Annotated in this window: 17 protein-coding genes; 9 read left to right on the top strand and 8 right to left on the bottom strand. The window is 72.2% G+C overall.

What is annotated here, in order from left to right; all coding sequences use genetic code 11:
• Positions 1–250: 250 nt before the first annotated feature.
• Entirely contained in the window at positions 251–847 is a 597-nt protein-coding gene (locus ACFCZF_RS33585) for a dihydrofolate reductase family protein (RefSeq protein ID WP_376674846.1), read from the top strand.
• A 43-nt stretch (positions 848–890) separates the two neighbouring features.
• Positions 891–1691, top strand: a complete 801-nt coding sequence (locus ACFCZF_RS33580) for a sugar phosphate isomerase/epimerase family protein (RefSeq protein ID WP_376674845.1) — start codon at positions 891–893, stop codon at positions 1689–1691.
• On the opposite strand, the gene ACFCZF_RS33575 is transcribed toward ACFCZF_RS33580, so the two are convergent.
• Both ACFCZF_RS33575 and ACFCZF_RS33570 read right to left on the bottom strand, forming a co-directional pair.
• A complete protein-coding gene (locus ACFCZF_RS33575) occupies positions 1675–2391 on the bottom strand; it encodes a GNAT family N-acetyltransferase (RefSeq protein ID WP_376674844.1) in 717 nt (238 codons plus the stop codon). The two genes, ACFCZF_RS33580 and ACFCZF_RS33575, sit on opposite strands and share 17 nt — an antisense overlap.
• The gene (locus ACFCZF_RS33570; RefSeq protein ID WP_376674843.1) at positions 2388–3335 is read right to left on the bottom strand and encodes an EamA family transporter; all 948 of its coding nucleotides are present in this window, start codon (positions 3333–3335) and stop codon (positions 2388–2390) included. The genes ACFCZF_RS33575 and ACFCZF_RS33570 overlap by 4 nt, the downstream gene beginning before the upstream one ends.
• Before the next feature lie 119 nt (positions 3336–3454).
• On the opposite strand from ACFCZF_RS33570, the gene ACFCZF_RS33565 reads away from it, so the two are divergent.
• The 3 genes from ACFCZF_RS33565 (at position 3455) to ACFCZF_RS33555 (ending at position 7556) form a co-directional block, all read left to right on the top strand.
• Complete coding sequence (locus tag ACFCZF_RS33565) at positions 3455–4387, top strand: LysR family transcriptional regulator (protein ID WP_376674842.1); 933 nt, start codon at positions 3455–3457, stop codon at positions 4385–4387.
• 522 nt (positions 4388–4909) lie between these two features.
• Positions 4910–6757 (top strand): glycoside hydrolase family 3 protein, encoded by a 1848-nt coding sequence (locus tag ACFCZF_RS33560; protein WP_376674841.1) that lies wholly within the window; start codon positions 4910–4912, stop codon positions 6755–6757.
• Positions 6758–6881: 124 nt separating this feature from the next.
• A complete protein-coding gene (locus ACFCZF_RS33555; protein ID WP_376674840.1) occupies positions 6882–7556 on the top strand; it encodes a hypothetical protein in 675 nt (224 codons plus the stop codon).
• A gap of 49 nt (positions 7557–7605) precedes the next feature.
• Here the strand turns inward: ACFCZF_RS33555 and ACFCZF_RS33550 are convergent, their stop codons facing one another.
• The 4 genes from ACFCZF_RS33550 to ACFCZF_RS33535 all read right to left on the bottom strand — a co-directional run bounded on the left by ACFCZF_RS33550 (position 7606) and on the right by ACFCZF_RS33535 (position 14436).
• On the bottom strand, positions 7606–9030 hold the full coding sequence (locus ACFCZF_RS33550) for a S28 family serine protease (protein ID WP_376674839.1): 1425 nt from the start codon (positions 9028–9030) through the stop codon (positions 7606–7608).
• Positions 9031–9124: 94 nt separating this feature from the next.
• On the bottom strand, positions 9125–9460 hold the full coding sequence (locus ACFCZF_RS33545; protein WP_376674870.1) for a hypothetical protein: 336 nt from the start codon (positions 9458–9460) through the stop codon (positions 9125–9127).
• A gap of 149 nt (positions 9461–9609) precedes the next feature.
• Positions 9610–13350, bottom strand: coding sequence for an ABC transporter ATP-binding protein (locus ACFCZF_RS33540; protein WP_376674838.1), 3741 nt, complete (start codon positions 13348–13350; stop codon positions 9610–9612).
• A gap of 90 nt (positions 13351–13440) precedes the next feature.
• A complete protein-coding gene (locus ACFCZF_RS33535) occupies positions 13441–14436 on the bottom strand; it encodes an esterase-like activity of phytase family protein (protein WP_376674837.1) in 996 nt (331 codons plus the stop codon).
• A gap of 90 nt (positions 14437–14526) precedes the next feature.
• Here ACFCZF_RS33535 and ACFCZF_RS33530 point away from each other — a divergent pair, with 90 nt between their 5' ends.
• Positions 14527–14898, top strand: coding sequence for a hypothetical protein (locus tag ACFCZF_RS33530; RefSeq protein WP_376674836.1), 372 nt, complete (start codon positions 14527–14529; stop codon positions 14896–14898).
• Between the two features lie 10 nt (positions 14899–14908).
• Here ACFCZF_RS33530 and ACFCZF_RS33525 read toward each other — a convergent pair whose 3' ends face one another.
• On the bottom strand, positions 14909–15190 hold the full coding sequence (locus ACFCZF_RS33525) for a hypothetical protein (RefSeq protein WP_376674835.1): 282 nt from the start codon (positions 15188–15190) through the stop codon (positions 14909–14911).
• Positions 15187–15513 carry a hypothetical protein gene (locus ACFCZF_RS33520; protein ID WP_376674834.1) on the bottom strand — a complete coding sequence of 109 codons (327 nt, stop codon included), beginning with the start codon at positions 15511–15513 and terminating at the stop codon, positions 15187–15189. Before ACFCZF_RS33520 ends, ACFCZF_RS33525 begins: the two co-directional genes overlap by 4 nt.
• A gap of 162 nt (positions 15514–15675) precedes the next feature.
• Here ACFCZF_RS33520 and ACFCZF_RS33515 point away from each other — a divergent pair, with 162 nt between their 5' ends.
• The 3 genes from ACFCZF_RS33515 to ACFCZF_RS33505 all read left to right on the top strand — a co-directional run bounded on the left by ACFCZF_RS33515 (position 15676) and on the right by ACFCZF_RS33505 (position 17392).
• The gene (locus ACFCZF_RS33515) at positions 15676–16470 is read left to right on the top strand and encodes a Scr1 family TA system antitoxin-like transcriptional regulator (protein ID WP_376674833.1); all 795 of its coding nucleotides are present in this window, start codon (positions 15676–15678) and stop codon (positions 16468–16470) included.
• Entirely contained in the window at positions 16463–16690 is a 228-nt protein-coding gene (locus tag ACFCZF_RS33510; protein ID WP_376674832.1) for a DUF397 domain-containing protein, read from the top strand. The genes ACFCZF_RS33515 and ACFCZF_RS33510 overlap by 8 nt, the downstream gene beginning before the upstream one ends.
• Before the next feature lie 93 nt (positions 16691–16783).
• Positions 16784–17392: a TetR/AcrR family transcriptional regulator gene (locus tag ACFCZF_RS33505; protein ID WP_376674831.1), complete on the top strand. Its 609-nt coding sequence runs from the start codon at positions 16784–16786 to the stop codon at positions 17390–17392.
• Positions 17393–17663 lie beyond the last annotated feature (271 nt).

Here is a 17663-nt window from a genome sequence, read left to right as displayed (position 1 = left end):
GGGTGGTGGGGGTTCTGGGGGGGGCGGGGGGGGGGTGTGTTTTTGTTTTCCCGACCCCCTGGGGTGGTGGGGGCGGGGTGGGCCCCCCCCCCCCCACGCCCCCGCTTCGGCCTGGACGGCCTCGTCCTCAAACGCCGGACGGGCTGGAGATCACCGACCCGGCATGAGAGCGCCGGGCGGCGATTAGTTTTCGGGTGGGCGTCGGTCTGTATCGGCGTCGTGCCGTAACGGAACTAGGAGAGCTGCTCCCATGCGTATCGTCATCACCGAGTTCATCAGCCTGGACGGCGTCGTGCAGGCCCCCGGCGGTCCTCAGGAGGACACCGACGGCGGTTTCGCGCACGGTGGCTGGACGCAGGCGTACTTCGACGACGAGGTGGTCGGCGGGGCGTTCGACGGGGCGATCGCCGGCTGTGACGCGCTGCTGTTCGGGCGGCGTACGTGGCAGACGATGGCGGGGGCCTGGCCCGAGCGGGCGGGGGACCCCTTCGCGGACCGGATCAACGCCCTCCCGAAGTACGTGGTCTCCGGCACCCTCGGCGAATCCGACCTGAGCTGGCACAACACCGTCCTCGTCCCCGGGGACGAGGCCGTCGCCCGCATCCGCGAGCTGCGCGAGCGAAGTGGCCGCGGGCTGCTGGTCCTGGGCAGCCCCTCGCTCGCCCGCACGCTGCTGCACGAGGGGCTGGTCGACGAGCTGCGGCTCATGGTGATGCCGGTGATCCTCGGCGGCGGCAAGTCGGTCTTCCCCACGGGCGGTGCGCTGCACGCCTTCGAGCCGGTCTCCACGACCACCTCGCCCAAGGGCGTGCAGCTGTGCGTCTACCGGGCGGCGACACCCAACTGACGGGGAGGAGTGCGGAAGGCAGGTACGGGTACGCTCCGTGGTCATGAAGCTGGCGTTCTCCACCCTCGGTGTCCCCGGCCTGCCCCTGACCGACGTGCTGGGGCTCGCGACCGTGCACGGCTACCACGGTGTCGAGTTGCGCGCCCACCCGGAGGAACCGGTGCACCCCGGCCTGGCCCCCGACGAACGGGCCGCGGTGGCGGCCGGGTTCAAGGAGGCGGGCGTGGAGCTGCTGAGCCTCGCGGGGTATGCGCGGGTCGCCGCGCCGGGTGACGACGACGCGGTGATCGCCGAGATCCGCGCCCTGCTCGACCTGGCCCGCGACCTGGGCGCCCCGTACATCCGCGTCTTCCCCGGCGGCGGCACCGACCAGAGCCCCGAGGAGGCCGACGCGACGGCGGCCCGGCGGCTGGGCACGGCCGCCGAGTACGCCACCGAAGTGGACGTACGCATCCTCCTGGAGACCCACGACTCGCACCGCACGGGCGCCGACGCGATGCGCGTCCTCGGTCTGGTCGGGCACCGCCAGGTCGGCGCCCTGTGGGACGTGATGCACACCTGGCTGGGCGGCGAGCAGCCCTCGGAGAGCTATCTGGCCCTCGCCCCGCACCTCGGCTACGTCCAGGTCAAGGACATCGCCTCCGCCGAGGACACCACCCCGCTGCCGCTCGGCGCCGGCGTGCTGCCGCTCACCGAGGTGGTGGACGTCCTCTCCCGCCACGGCTGGGACGGCTGGCTGTGCTGGGAGTACGAGAAGCGGTGGTACGAGTCGGCCGCACCGTTGCCGGAGCTGCTGGTCGCGGGGCGCGAGCACCTCGCCCGGCTGCTCAGCGACGCGGCGTGAGCGTGGGCGCGGGCGTCGACGTGGGCGCGGGCGCGGGCGTCGACGTGTGCGTGGGCGTGGGCGTCGACGTGATGGTCGACACCTCGGGCCGTCGCACCCGGCGCTCCAGCCGCTCGCGGCACTGCGGCCACTCCGCCGCCGTGATCGAGTAGATCGCGGAGTCGCGCAGCCGGCCCTCCTCACCCGGCGCCCAGGAGCGGGACCAGTTGCGCAGTACGCCCTCGAAGCGGGCGCCGGCCGACTCGATCGCGGCGCGGGACCGGGCGTTGCGGGCGTCGGTCTTCAGGTCGACCCGGGACACCCCCCACACCTCGAAGGCGTGGCGGAACAGCAGCAGCTTGGCCTCGGCGTTGACGCCCGTCCCCTGTGCCGACCGGGCCAGCCAGGTGAAACCGACCTCGATCGCGTCGAGGGCGTCGTCCGTCAGCCAGGAACGGGGCTCCCAGTAGGAGGTGGCGCCGACCGCCCGGCCGGTGGCGAGGGAGACCTGAGCGTAGGGCGCCAGCCGCCCCGTCGCCGCCCTGGCCAACTGGGCGTCGATGTAGGCGCCGACCTCGTCGGCCCTGGGTACCCACGTGAACGCGTAGGTGCCGCGGTCCTCCTCGGCGGCCACGGCCAGGTCCGCCGCGTGGTGCGGTCCCAGCGGTTCCAGTCGTACCAGCGTGCCTTCGAGGGCCGGGCCCTTCAGGGTGAACGTCACCGGACGGATTCTTCCGCCCGCGCCGGCGGCCGTCCAACGCTTTCCGGGCGGGCCACGACCACCTCCGGCAGCCGCCGGTCCCGGCCGCGCCGGGAGGGAGTGAGCGTCGTCAGTGCCACCCCGCCCACCAGCAGCGCCGCCGCGCACCACCGCAGCGGGGTCACCGACTCGCCGAGGAAGAGCGCCGCCGACGACATGCCGAAGACGGGCACCAGGAGGGAGAACGGCGCGACCGTGGAGGCGGGGTGACGGTGCAGGAGCCAGCCCCAGGCGCCGAAGCCGAAGACGGTCGAGATCCAGGCGACGAAGAGGATCGTGCCGGCGCCCTGCCAGTCCAGCCCGCGCAGGGCCGCGAGGTCCTGGGACGGGCCCTCCGTGACGAGGGAGAGGGCCAGCAGGGGGAGTACCGGCACGGTGGACACCCACACCATGAAGTTCAGCGCGTCGGGCGGGGAGGCCTTGCGGGTCAGGACGTTGGACAGGCCCCACGCGGCCGCCGCCCCGACGACCAGCACGAAAGCGCCCAGCGGTCCGGAGGCGCCCTCGTCGAGGGCCGCCACGCCTATGCCGGCCAGCGCCACCACCATGCCCAGCACCTTCACACCGGTGGGGCGTTCGCCCAGTACCGCCGCCGCGATCACCGCCGTGAACACCGCCTGGATCTGCAGGACGAGGGAGGACAGGCCGGCCGGCATGCCCGTGTCCATGCCCACGAAGACCAGCCCGAACTTCGCGACGCCCAGCACCAGCCCCACCGCCACGATCCACTTCCAGGCCACCTTCGGGCGGCCCACGAGGAAGACGGCGGGCAGCGCGGCGACGAGGAAGCGCAGGGCGGAGAAGAGCAGCGGCGGGAAGTGGTCGAGGCCGATCTCGATGACCGTGAAGTTCACGCCCCAGACGGCGGCGACGAGCACGGCGAGGAGCAGGTGGGAAGGTCGCATGCGTCGAGAATCACGCCGATCGACCATGAAGCACCAGCGATGATTTCTGCATGGTTGGATGAAGCACTGCTAACTGTTCGCATCAGGGACATCAGGGATCCGTATCAGGGGGCCGCCTCGTGCTCGATCTTCAGCGTCTGCGTGCCCTGCACGCCGTGTCCGTGCACGGCACCGTCGGCGCGGCCGCCGCCGCGCTCGGCTTCACGCCGTCCGCCGTGTCCCAGCAGATCGCCAAGCTGGAGCGGGAGACCAGGACCGTGCTCCTGGAGCGGGAGGGGCGCGGGGTGCGGCTCACCGACGAGGCGTGGCAACTGGCCGCCACCGCCGTCGAGTTGCTGGCCGTCGTGGAGCGGGCGGAGACCCGGCTGGAGGAGCGGCGCGGGGTGCCGGCGGGGCGGCTGACCGTGGCCGCGTTCGCGTCGGCGGCGCGCGGTCTGATGCCGTCCGTGCTGGCCGACCTGGCGGCACGGCATCCCGCGCTCGACACCCGGCTCACCGAGGTGGACCCGCATCTGTCCGTGGACCTGGTGGCGAAGGGCGCCGTCGATGTGGTCGTGGCGCACGACTGGGACATCGCGCCGCTGCCCGCCCCGGCCGGGGTGGAGCAGGCGTTCGTCGGGGAGGACCTGTGCGATCTGCTCGTGCCCGAGGGGCATCGGTTCGCGGGGCGGGACGGCGTGCGGCGGGAGGAGCTGGGCGGGGAGCGGTGGATCTGCCAGCCGCCCGGGCGGGTCTGCCACGACTGGCTGCTGCGGACCCTGCGGGGCGCGGGGCACGAGCCGGACATCGTCCACCAGGCCGACGAGAACCCGACGCTCGTCGCCCTGGTCGCGGCCGGGCTGGGCATCGCCCTGATCCCCCGGCTGGGGCGCGGCCCGCTGCCCGCGGGGGTGGTGGAGGTGCCGCTCGTCCCGACGCCCGTACGGCGGTTGTACGCACTGTGGCGCGCGGGCGCGGCTCGCCGTCCGGCGATCGCGGAGACGGTGCGCACACTACGGGCCCACTGGCCGGACGCCTCGGCCCGCACCGTCCCGCCCGCACGGGCGGACTGACCGGAGCGTCGGCGCCGGGGGCCGGGCGGAGGCGGCGCGGCCTCGGGGGCGTTCGCCCGCGTCGGTGGGCCCGCCGGGCGGCGCGGGCGTGGGTGACCCTCGCCCGCCCGTACTCTCCGCGCCTCGGACCGGCTCGTCCCGTCCGTTGCCGGGAGGGCCCTCGCCCCACGGGCCCCGTGCGTACCGACTTGGGAAACCCGCCCCGGCCGGGAACCCCTGCCCGGCCGCCGTCGTCCAATCCGCACGCTGCCGGATGAGTCTGCGCGGTGCGGTGTCGGCCTCGCTGCCGGCTGCGATCGCTGACCACCCTCTCCGTCGTACCGCGGCCGGCAGCGCGCCGCCGTCGGCGCGCACCCTCCCTAGCGCCGACGGCGGCCCCTCCGGCTCGCTCTTCACCGCTTCGGGTGACTCCTGTGCGCTCCCTTGACTGGCAGAAACTTCCCGGATATTGGTGACTCCTTGGCAGTTTCCTTCAGCACCTCTCCAGCGATTCCCCAGCGGATCACTCCGGAAGGAGCGCACGTGCACCACAGCAGCACGGCCGGCACGGGAAGCACCGCACACCCCTCAAGACGTACCGTCCTCACCGCCACCGCGGTCGTCACCGCGACCCTGGCGGCCGGCGGCGGCACCGCGTACGCCGATGCCCGCAGGCCCGACGACGACAAGCTCCGGGCGCTCATCTCCCGCATGACGCTGGAGGAGAAGGTCGGCCAGCTCTTCGTCATGCGGGTCTACGGTCACTCCGCCACCGACCCCGACCAGGCCGACATCGACGCCAACCTCAAGGAGATCGGCGTCCGCACCGCGGCCGAGCTGGTCGCCAAGTACCGGGTCGGCGGCGTCATCTACTTCGCCTGGGCGCACAACACCCGCGACCCGCACCAGATCGCCGACCTGTCCAACGGCATTCAGAAGGCGTCGCTCGAACTGCCGCGCGGCCTTCCGGTGCTCGTCTCCACCGACCAGGAGTACGGAATAGTGGCCCGCGTGGGCGAGCCGGCGACCCTCTTCCCGGGCGCGATGGCCGTCGGAGCGGGCGGGTCGCGGTCCGACGCCCGCACCCTCGGCCGGGTCGCGGGCGCCGAACTGCACGCGATGGGCATCCGCCAGGACTACTCCCCCGTCGCCGACGTGAACGTCAACCCCGCCAACCCCGTGATCGGCGTGCGGTCCTTCGGCGCCGATCCGCAGGCGGTGGCGGAGCTGGTGGCGGCCGAGGTGACGGGGTATCAGCGGTCCGGGGTCGCCGCGTGCGCCAAGCACTTCCCCGGGCACGGCGACACCGCCACCGACAGCCACACCGGCCTCCCGGTGATCACGCACAGCCGCGAGCAGTGGGCGGAGCTGGACGCCCCGCCCTTCCGCGCGGCCATCGACGCCGGTATCGACGCGATCATGACCGCCCACCTCGTGGTCCCGGCGCTCGACGACTCCGGCGACCCGGCCACCCTCTCCCGCCCCATCCTCACCGGCATCCTGCGCGAGGAGCTGGGCTACGACGGGGTCGTGGTCACCGACTCCCTCGGCATGGAGGGCGTACGGACCAAGTACGGCGACGAACGGGTGCCGGTGCTGGCGCTGAAGGCGGGCGTCGACCAGCTGCTCAACCCGCCGCACCTGGACCTCGCCTGGAACGCCGTCCTGAACGCCGTACGCGACGGTGAACTCACCGAGGCGCGGCTCGACGAATCGATCCTGCGGGTGCTGCGGCTGAAGGCGAAGCTGGGACTGTTCCGGGACGCCTACACCAGCCGGCGGGACGTCGACCGCACCGTCGGCACGCGGGGGCACCTGGCCGCGGCCGACCGGATCGCCGAGCGGACCACCACACTGCTCGTCAACGAGGGGCGGCTGCTGCCGCTGTCGCGCCGGGAACACCCGAAGGTGCTCGTCGTGGGAGCCGACCCCGCCTCCCCCTCGGGCACGACCGGGCCGCCCACCGGCGTCCTCGCGGGCGAGCTGACGGAGCTGGGCTTCACGGCCACCGCCCTGTCCACGGGCACCGCGCCGTCCGCCGCCGTCATCGACCGCGCGGTCGCGGCGGCCGGGGACGCCGACGCGGTGGTGGTCGCCACGTACAACGTCACCGCGGCCGGCAGCCAGCGCACACTGGTCGCACGGCTGCTGGAGACGGGGAAGCCGGTCGTCGCGGTCGCCATCCGCAACCCGTACGACGTGGCCCGGCTCCCGGACGTCCGCGCCTACCTCGCCGCGTACTCCTGGACCGACGTCGAGGTACGGGCGGCGGCCCGGGTGATCGCCGGGCGGGTACGGCCGCGCGGCAAGCTGCCGGTGCCGGTGGTGCGGGCGGACGATCCGACCAAGGTGCTGTACCCCCTCGGGCACGGGCTGTCCTACCGGTCGTAGGACGTAGCGCGGCCTACGCCACGCGCCGGGGGCGCCCCCGGCCACCGTGCGCAAAGCACCCCGCGCGTCTGGCGTGCGCCCGCTGCGGCGGGTCACGCTGGTCCGGGGATCCGGGGGGATGGCGATGCGTGAGAGATGGGCTGCGGGGGCGCTCTGCGCCCTGTCGGCGCTGTGCGCCGTGCTGCTGACGGGCTGCCAGAGCCCGTCGGGCCTGACGGGCGGCGAGAGCGGCGGCAAGGGCGCGAGCGGGGGCGGGCGGCTCAGCGGGGGGACCGTCCCGGGCTCGGCACCGGCCGTCGTACGGCCCTCCGGGTACGGGGCGGTGTTCCTCGCGATCGACGAGTGCAGCTCGTTCGGGACGGTCTCGTTCACCGAGGTGCCGTGCGACAGCGAGCGGGCGGCGGCCCGGGTCGTGGCCCGGGAGGACGGCCGTGCGGGCGACGGGCCGCCGTGCCCCGCCACCACCGACTTCGTCCTGCACATCAGCGAGCAGCGCCCCTCGTCCGACGAGGACGGCGACGGGGCCGTGTCACGGGGCTACGCCTGTATGCGGGGGCTCCAGCCGCCGCACCCCGGCGATCCGGGCGGCGGTGGCGGCCCGCGCACCATCGTCGGCGACTGCGTCTACGACGCCGGGGACGGCAAGGTCCGCGAGACCGCGTGCGACGGCAAGGGCAAGAGGAAACCGCAGTTCAAGGTGGTCGAGGCGGTCGCCGTCCGGACGGACTGCCCGGCCTCGACCGGCCTCTACGTCCGCCTCGGCGGCGAACGGCCGGTGGGCTGCGCCCGGCCGCTGTGAGCGTCCCCGTGTCGGAGCGTCTCAGCGGCGGCCGGGCGCGGTCACCGCTCTACGGGCGCAGCGCCGGTTCGCGCTGCACGTCCCGCTTGTCCAGCTTGGCGTCGAACGTCGCCAGCGGCTCGGCCGCCGACGGGTTCGCCTGTACCTCGGCGGAGGCGACGCCCGCCCAGTCGAGGATGCGGGCCGTGGCAAGGGCCTTCTCCTCGGGCACCAGGCCGGCGACGTTGGCACCGTGGTTCATGCCGGGCGCGGTGAGGACGTAGGAGTCGTGCGCGCCCCGCCCGAGACGGAAGGGCTCGGCACCCCACGGGTCGTTCTCGCCGTACACGAACAGCATCTGGTCGGCGTTGTGCCGCACCCAGCGGTCGACGTCCCGCATCACCCACGGCTCGAACCTCATCGGGATCGACCGGGGCACGAAGTTGCGCGGCGGCTGGTAGCCGTAGCGGATGTACTTCTTCTCGATGTGCGGGAAGTGGATCGTCGGCGCGCCCAACTGCGTGCCCGCCTGGTAGTAGTACGGCGTGTACGGGGCGAGGCCCTGGTCCGTGTAGAAGGAGAAGCCGGAGATCGTGTTGACGGAGTTCCAGATCTCGTCGTCCGTCGCGTTCTTGGCGTCGGCCGGGATGTCGGCGCAGTCCTTCAGGGTGCTGTACTGCCAGAAGCCCCACACGTAGTCGAGGACGACCGCCTCGTACGCGCGGTCCAGGCTGCCGACGGTGTCGAAGGTGTAGCCGTTCTCGGCGGCGTACGCCTCGTACTTCTCCTTGAGCGGTGCCCGGCGCACCAGCGCCTCGCGCTGCACGCCGTTCAGCCGGTCGCGGCACTCCTCGGTGCCGACGCGGGCGAAGAAGCGGTCGTAGGCCCTGTCCTCGCGGTTCACCACGTCGTTGGGGGCGACGTAGGCGACGACACCGTCCATGTCGCGCGGGTAGAAGCGCTCGTAGTAGGTGGCGGTCATGCCGCCCTTGGAGCCGCCGGTGGAGATCCAGTTCTCGGAGTAGAGCGGCTTGAGTGCCTTGAAGATGCGGTGCTGGTCGCTGGCCGCCTGCCAGATGTCCAGCTTGGACCAGTCGGCCGGTTCGGGCCGGGACGGCGTGAAGTAGCGGTACTCCATGGAGACCTGGTTGCCGTCCACGATCTGGGTCGGCTCGCGGCGGCTCGGGTTCGTGGAGACGCTGTAGCCGCCGGTGTAGAAGACCGTCGGGCGGGCCGTGTCCTTGTGCAGCACGGTGATCCGCTGCTGGAACGTGCCCTTGGACGGGCGCCGGTGGTCGACCGGCTGGGTGTAGTTGAGGACGAAGAAGCGGTAGCCGGTGTACGGCTTCTCCTCGATCAGGCTCATGCCCGGTATGGACAGCAGCCGGTCCTTGATGTCGACGGCCTTCGGCTCGGCGGCGGTGGCCGCGCCCGCCGTGCTGACGGTGCCTATGAGCACCACGAGCGCCAGCAGCCATCTGAGCGCCTTGCGCATGCACCCTCCCTGTGAAACGGATGTGCGCCGGAAGCTATCGGAGCAAGTCACCCGCACACCAGGGGAGATCGAAGATTGGCTGCCGGGGGACGACTCAGCAGAGGATCCAGCCGGAGCTGACCGAGCCCCGGGACACCTTGCCCTTCACCCACACGCAGCGCTTCCCGGCGTGCACGGTCACCGGCCCCGCCCGGTAGGCGTACCGCCCCGAGTCCACGACCGGCCGGCCGCCGCGCGCCTGCACGCTGACGGACATCTGCCGCTTGGTGCCGGCCTTCTTGGGGACGGTGACGGCACAGACATAGTTGCCGCGCTTGTAGACCAGGACGGACCCGGTGGAGAACGGCAGCGTGCGGACCTTGCGCCCCGGGCACCCTGCGGCGGCCTGCGCGTCCTGCGGCACCGCGACGGCGAGCAGCCCGGCCGCCATCAGCACGGCCGTGCCCAGCGCCAGCCGCCGACGTGTTCCAGCACCACCCTTGCCCAAAGCGGTCCCCCTCCCTCTCCGCCCCCGCCGTACGGCGGCACCGGCGTACGGCTGTACGGACGCACGCCGTATGTCGAATGGTTGCGCGAGGGTCACCGCAGCGCGCCGACCGGCTCCTCCGGTTCGGCCGCCCCGACGAAGGTCCGCCACAGTCGCGCGTACCGTCCGTCGAGCGCCAGCAGCTCGTCGTGCGTGCCGTCCTCGGCGACCCGCCCGCCGTCCATGACGACGACGCGGTCCGCGCGGGCGGCCGTGGTCAGCCGGTGCGCGACGACCAGCGTCGTACGGCGGCCCGCGACGCGGTCGGTGGCCTGGTTGACCTGCGCCTCGGTGGCCAGGTCCAGGGCCGCCGTCGCCTCGTCGAGGAGCAGCACGTCGGGGTCGACCAGCTCGGCGCGGGCCAGCGCGATCAGCTGCCGCTGCCCGGCGGAGAGGTTGCGGCCCCGCTCGGCGACCTCGTGGAGGTAGCCGCCCTCCAGCGTGGCGATCATCTCGTGGGCGCCGACCGCCCGCGCCGCCGCCTCCACCTGGGCGTCGCCGGCGTCCGGGCGGCCGTAGGCGATGGCGTCCCGGACGGTACCGGGGAAGAGGTACGCCTCCTGCGGGACGACGCCCAGCCGGTGCCGGTAGGAGGTGAGGTCGAGGCCGCGCAGGTCCCGCCCGTCGGCGGTCACCCGCCCGCCCGTCGGGTCGTAGAACCGGGCCACCAGCTTGACCAGCGTCGACTTGCCCGCGCCGGTCTCGCCGACGAAGGCGACGGTCTGCCCGGCGGGAATACGCAGGTCGATGCCGGTGAGGGCTGCGTCCACCTCGTCGGCACCCCCGTACTTGAAGTGCACGTCCTCGAACGCGATCTCGCCGCGCAGGGACGCCACGCCGAGCGGCTTCTCGGGAGCCTTGGTCGAGGTCGGCTCCCGCAGCAGTTCCTGGATGCGGCCGAGGGAGACGGACGCCTGCTGGTACCCGTCGAAGACCTGGGAGAGCTGCTGGACGGGCGCGAAGAACAGGTCGATGTAGAGCAGGTACGCCACCAGCGCGCCGGTCGTCAGCGTCGCCTCGTCGATCCGCCCGCCGCCGACGATCAGCACGGCGGCGGCCGCCCCGGAGGCCAGCAGTTGTACGAACGGGAAGTAGATCGAGATCAGCCACTGCCCCCGGATGCGGGCCTGCCGGTAGCTGTCGCTGCGCTCGGCGAACCGCCGCCCGCCGTCGTGCTCACGCCGGAAGGCCTGCACGATCCGCAGCCCGGCCACCGACTCCTGGAGGTCGGCGTTGACCGAGGAGACCCGCTCCCGGGCCAGCTCGTACGCCTTCACGCTGGCCTTGCGGAAGAAGTAGGTGGCGATGATCAGTGGCGGCAGGGTCGCGAAGACGACGAGCGCGAGCTGCACGTCGATCACCAGCAGGGCGACCAGGATGCCGAAGAAGGTGACGACCGAGACGAAGGCGGTGACGAGTCCCGTCTGCAGGAACGTCGACAGCGCGTCCACGTCCGTCGTCATCCGCGTCATGATCCGGCCGGTCAGCTCGCGCTCGTAGTAGTCGAGGCCGAGCCGCTGGAGCTGGGCGAAGATCTTCAGCCGGAGCGAGTACAGGATCCGCTCCCCCGTCCGGCCGGTCATGCGGATCTCACCGGTCTGCGCCGTCCACTGGGCGAGCACCGCCAGCAGACCCAGCAGCGAGGCCGCCCAGACCGCGCCGAGGGCGGCCTGCGTGACGCCCTCGTCGATGCCGTGCCGGATGAGCACCGGCAGCAGCAGGCCCATGCCGGCGTCCACGGCGACCAGGGCGAGGCTGATCAGCAGCGGTGCGCGGAAGCCCCGCAGCAGGCGGCGCAGGCCGTACGACTCCTCCGGCTCCACGGCCCGCGCCTCGTCGACGTCCGGGGTCCCGTCGGCCGGGGGCAGCGCGTCGACCTGGGCGAGCAGCTCCGGGGTGGCCGGGGTGCCGGCGAGGGCGGTGTCCTTGGGCGCCCGGTCGCCGGTCCACAGCCGTGGCGTGACCCCGCGCTCGGCGTCGAACTCGGCGTCCAGTTCGTCCCGTACGGAGGTGTCCTCGGCGGGTGCGGCGGGCCGGGCGTGTCCCGGTGACACCCCGCCCAGCTCGTCGGGGTCGGTCAGCAGGCGCCGGTAGAGGGCGGAACGCTCCTGGAGCTCCTCGTGGGTGCCGAGGTCGGCGAGGCGGCCGCGGTCGAGGACGGCGATGCGGTCGGCGAGGCCGAGGGTGGAACGGCGGTGCGCGATCAGGAGCGTCGTACGGCCCCGCATGACCTCCTTCAGCGCCTCGTGGATCTCGTGCTCGACGCGGGCGTCCACGGCGGACGTGGCGTCGTCGAGGACCAGCAGTCGGGGGTCGGTGAGGATCGCGCGGGCGAGGGCCACCCGCTGGCGCTGGCCGCCGGAGAGGGTCAGGCCGTGCTCGCCGACGGTGGTGTCGTAACCGTCGGGCAGCTCCGTGATGAACCCGTGCGCCTGCGCGGCCCGCGCGGCGGCCTCGATCTCCTCGCCGGTGGCGTCCGGGCGGCCGTACGCGATGTTGGCGCGCACGGTGTCCGAGAACAGGAAGGAGTCCTCGGGCACCAGCCCGATGGCGGCCCGCAGCGAGTCGAGGGTCAGCTCGCGCACGTCGTGGCCGCCGATGAGGACGGCGCCGCCCGTCACGTCGTAGAAGCGCGGCAGGAGCAGGGAGACCGTGGATTTCCCGGAGCCGGAGGAGCCGACGACGGCGAGGGTCTCGCCCGCGCGGATCTCGAAGGAGAGCCCGTCGAGGACGGGGCGGCTCTTCCCGGACTCCGAGGCGTAGCCGAAGGCGACGTCGTCGAACTCGACGGTCGCGGGCGCGTCGGCGGGCAGATCCCTCGTGCCGTCCTCGATCGCGGGCTCGGTGTCGATCAGCTCCAGCACGCGTTCGGTGCCGGCGCGGGCCTGCTGGCCGACGGTGAGGACCATCGCGAGCATCCGGACCGGGCCGACGAGCTGGGCGAGGTAGGTGGAGAAGGCGACGAAGGTACCGAGCGTGATGTTCCCGCGTACGGCCAGCCAGCCGCCGAGAGCGAGCATGGCGACCTGGCCGACGGCGGGGACGGCCTGGAGGGCGGGGGTGTAGGTGGCGTTCAGCCGGATCGTCCGCAGCCGCCCGGCGAAGAGCCTGCGCCCGACCTCCCTGAGCTTCCCGGTCTCCTGCTCCTCCTGGCCGAAGCCCTTCACCACCCGTACGCCGCTCACCGAGCCGTCGACCACGCCGGCCACGGCGGCGGCCTGGGCCTGGGCGTACCAGGTGGCGGGGTGCAGGCGGGTGCGGCTGCGGCGGGCGATGAACCACAGCGCGGGGGCGACGGCGAGTGCGACCAGCGTGAGCGGCAGGGACAGCCACGCCATGATCACCAGGGAGATCAGGAAGAGCAGGACGTTCCCGATGGTCATCGGGAGCATGAACAGCAGGCTCTGGATCAGCTGGAGGTCACTGGTGGCCCGCCCGACGACCTGCCCCGTGGACAGCTCGTCCTGCCGCCGCCCGTCGAGCCGGGTGATCGTCCCGTACATGTCGGTACGCAGGTCGTGCTGGACGTCGAGGGCGAGCCGGCCGCCGTAGTAGCGGCGGATGTAGGTGAGGACGTAGACGGCGACGGCGGCACCGACGAGCAGACCGGCCCAGACGGCCATGTCCCTGGTCTTGTCGCCGATCACGTCATCGATGATCACCTTGGTGATCAACGGGACCAGGGCCATGACGGCCATGCCGCCCAGCGAGGCGCCGAGAGCGAGGACGACGTCCTTGGGATAGCGCCAGGCGTAGCCCGCCAGTCGTCGTGCCCATCCCCGTTGCGCGTCCACGCCGTGCCCTCCGGTCGGTCGTCCTGCTCACCTGATCTACCGGAAGGCACCAACACGGGCGAGCGGGGATTTCATCCCGCCCGTGACGATTCAGGCGCGGACCCGGAGCCGGAGGAAGCGGGTCGTCTGTACGGCGTTCTGGTTGTCGTCGCTGACGAGGAGGACGTCCAGTCGGCCCTCGCTCCGGCCGGTGACGGCCATGCCCTCGAAGTTGTCGAGGAGCGGATTGGGCTGCGGCTGCTTGGCGGGGGCGCCGAGGGAGGGGCAGTCGGCCAGGTCGGCGAGGAGGGTCTTGCCGAGTGCGGCGCCGCCGCGGGGCCGGTCGGTCAGGTACAGGCGGACCGTGTTGCCGACGCCGGAGGTGAAGCCGCGTTCCAGGACGAGCAGGCGGCCGGAGGGGGTCGCGGTGACCTCGGAGACTCCGAGGCCGCCGTCCGTCCGGTACGTGTACTGGGTGCCGAGACCGAAGTCGCCGTGCCCGGTCCGCCGCCAGCTCTGGAAGCGCACGAGGTCGGCGGGGTCGCCGGCGAGCGGGTACTCCATGGACGCGATCAGGCTCCGGCCACCGGGCAGGAGGGTCAGCCCCTCGAAGCTGCCGTTGGCCCGGGCGCGGCCCTCCGGGGCGGTGCGCAGGGCGTCCGGCACGGGGAGGCGGCCGAGGATCTCGCCGGTGCGGGAGTAGCGGTGGACGGACGGCTCGGTCTCGGAGGAGACGAGGTAGGTGCCGTCCCGGTCGGCGACCAGTCCCTCGGCGTCGAGGGCGGCGCCGTTCTCGTCGGCGAGCGGGATCACGTCCCGTGGCTGGAGGGAGCGGGCGTCCAGCCGGAAGAGGGCGGACCGGTCGGAGAGGGCGGCGACCGTGCCCCGCCCGTCGCGGGCGAGTGCGGAGAGGTTGCCGACGTAGGTGCCGTCGTGGGTGGTCTTGTCGAGGGCGTCGGAGTAGCCGGTGAGGGAGACGGCGGGCGAGCAGGTGTTCCGCTGCGGACGTTCCTGTGCGACGGCCGGTCCGGCGGCGATGAGACAGCCGGCCGCCGCGAGGCTCGCGGTGAGGGTGGCGAGGGCGGGGCGGAGCATTCTCGGGCGCATGGCCGAAACCCTAGGCCGGAGGAATGGCCAAGAGTTGACCGCTTTCCGAAGGACAGGGTTCGGCGCGGTACCGGTGGCAAGTAATGAGCCATGCCAGACCAGAACGAGAGCGGCCACAAACTGGCCGGTCGGCTGTACGCGGCGATGCGGGTACTGAGGTTCCTCACCAAGCCCTCCGGGGCCAAACCGGTCGCCGATGAGGAACTCAAAGGCCAGGACAGTCCGAGCGAACGCATCCGGGCCCTGGAGCTGGACCTCTTCAAGGACCTGGTGGCCACCGTCCAGAAGGGCCGGCACGCCAAGGCGGCGGGCGAGGTGTTCCGCGCGATACCCGCCCTGGTGCCCAGGCAGAGCGTCGCCTTCGAGAAGAACCTCGGCGTGCATGGACTGGCCGAATTCAACGCCGGTTATCGCGCTCAGCTCGCCGACTTCAAGGATGCCTTTCCCGAACTGGTCGATTGACGGCTCGCCTTCAGCGCGACCGCATGCCCCGGCTCTCCGCGACGCGGTGCACCTCGGTGAGTGCCTCGCACATGCGGTGCAGCATGAAGCGGAGCTGTTCGGGCGTCGCCCGAGCGTCCGCGAGCAGGGCGGCGGCGTGGTCCAACAGGCCCTCCGCCATGTCGAGGTGGGTGGTCTCGACGACGTCGGCGATCCGGGACAGCGGGCCGTCGCCGTCGGTCAGCAGGTAGCAGGGTTTGCCTTCGGGGCCGGTCCAGGGCAGCAGCCGGGCCGGGCGCGCGCCGTGCCTCACCGTGCCACCTCCACGTCGTGCGGTACCCGGGGCCCGAGGTCGATGCCGTGCACCGCGAACCGGAGCGCGCGGCGCCGGGCCTGGCGCCGCGCGGCCTCCTCCTGCCGTTCGTGGGCGAGCAGGTAGGGGCGTACGAGCACGTTGTCCTCTCCGCGCAGGGCCGGCATGCCGGTGCGGCGGACGGTCACGTCCGGGGTGTACGGGGATTCGGTGGGTTCCGTCGCGGGAGGACGTCGGCGCCGGCGCCGCCCTGAGCCGGGCAGCAGGAGGGCGAGCAGCGGAAGCAGGGGCAGCCCGGCGAGGCGGGCGATACGGTGACGCATGTCGTCGGCTCCGTGGAGATCGGTGACCACGCCCCCGGACCGGTGCGACGGTCGCGGGGGTCTCGCTTTCCGTAGCGATGCGCGTACAGAGTGAAACGGGCGGAGTTAGGCTCGCCAGGGGTGCGGATGTGACGGCGCCTTTGTCACACGGGAGTCGAACGGATGAGCAACATCTACGGCGACTGGCTCAAGCAGCAGCGCGAAGCGGCCGACCTGACGCAGCAGCAGCTGGCCGACATGGCCATCATGACGCGGTCGCACATCGCGCACATCGAGGCGGGGCGCCGGGTGCCGTCGAAGGAGGACGCGCGACGGCTGGACCGCGCCCTGAACACGGGGAATGTGCTGAGCAGCTTCCTTCCGGAGGAGGACGCGGCGGTCGCGGACTACTTCGAGGCGGCGCGGCAGCTGGAGTCGCAGGCGGTGACAGTTCGTGAGTCGGCCGTGACGTTCGTGCCCGGGCTCCTCCAGACCCGGCCGTACGCGCGTGCAGTCCTCGGCACGACGTACCCTCCGTTGACCGCCGAGGAATGTGACAGGCGCCTTGTCACACGCCTCGAACGGGCGAGGCTCCTTGACACCCCGGTCACGCCCGTCTTCTGGGCGCTGCTGGACGAGGCGCTGCTGCACCGCGTCGTTGGTGATCGAAGGGTCATGGCGGAGCAACTGACGCACATCGCCGGTCTCGCGGAGGCAGGGCGTGTGCGAGTGCACGTGATACCCCGGGACCGGGGCGCCTATCCGGTGATGCAGAGCATGCTGAGCCTGATGTGGTTCGAAGACCAGCCGCCCGTGGCGTACTCGGAAGGCATCCACGTAGCGAAGATCCACGACAGTCCGGCCGTCGTCGACCGATTGCAGGGCGCCTACTATCACGCGTTGAGCGACGCTCTGTCGCTCCGCGAAACGGTTGCCCTGCTCAAGTCGACAGCGAAGGACTACGAAGACGATGCCTGAGCCCTTCATCCCGAACGCGGCCGAGCTTGTGGGCTGGCGCAAGTCCAGCTACAGCGGCAATGAGGCCGGAAGTTGCCTGGAGGTGGTGGACGGTCACCCAGGTGGGATACCGGTGCGGGATTCAAAGAGTCCCACCGGGCCGGCGCTGCTCCTCTCAACTCCCGGCTGGACGTCGTTCATCACTTCCCTCAAGGAAGACCCCCCTCCCTCCAAAGCGTGAACACTCCACCCCCGACTGTCCTCCGGTCGCTCATCCGAGTGCCTGGATGACATTCACCCCCCAAGTGCTCACGCTCATCCCGACCATGGGGCCATGAGCCCCGCCTCTTGGCCGTACCGCAACCCCCTCGGCACCGCAAACGTGATCAGCACGGTGCGCACCCTCATGCGCACCGACGGCCTGAACGTATCCGTGACCGCCATCGCCCGCGCCTCCGGGACCTCGCGCAACTACCTCTACGAGAACTGGAAGACCGCCTCCAGGCTTCACCTGCGCGCGCTTCAGACGGAAATCGCCCGAGTCTTCGACGAGGCGGACCGTACTCACCCGAGCGACGGCACCGTCGATGGAATCGTGCGGCACCTGACACAGGTCGTACGCATCGTCCGGCGTCATCCGACGACGGCCGCCGTCGCCCGAACCTCGCACACGGCGCTGCCCCGGGCGCATACCGCGACCGACGGCCCCCTGGTGCAGATGATCACCGGACGCGTAAGCGATCTGCTGCACCCCCTCGCCCCGCGCGGCGGCGTGTGGAGCGATGCCGCCCTGTTCTCCAGGCCTTGGAAGATCCTGTGGATCGCCCGTCCCGCCGCTCTCTGTCCCGAGGCCGTCGGTGACCAGGAGTGGGAGGACACCTTGGACGGGGCCTTCGCCGAGTTGCTGCGCGATCTGCTCGCCCCTTGGGCCCCGGCGGACTGAGCACGACCCGGGATTCACAGCTCGCCCCAAGTCGGAGCACGGCCCCCGCCCAACGTCGACATCTGCCACCGCTCCCCTGCAAGCGGCCCCCGAGCCGCCGCCCGCGCCGACCCCCGCCACCCTCGGCCGGCTCAAGGAGTAACCCAGCCGCATCCGCCACGACGGGCCCCCGACCACCCTTGGGTTCAAGGGGTCGTCGCAACACCGCCTGGTTTCAGGTGGTGAGTAGATCACGTAGACGCTCGGCTGGGGTATCCCAGCCGAGCGTTTT

This window comes from Streptomyces sp. NPDC056296 (genome assembly GCF_042268605.1).
GTDB lineage: Bacteria > Actinomycetota > Actinomycetes > Streptomycetales > Streptomycetaceae > Streptomyces.
Note: the sequence above shows the minus strand (reverse complement) of the source record. Positions and strands in the feature narration are given on the sequence as shown.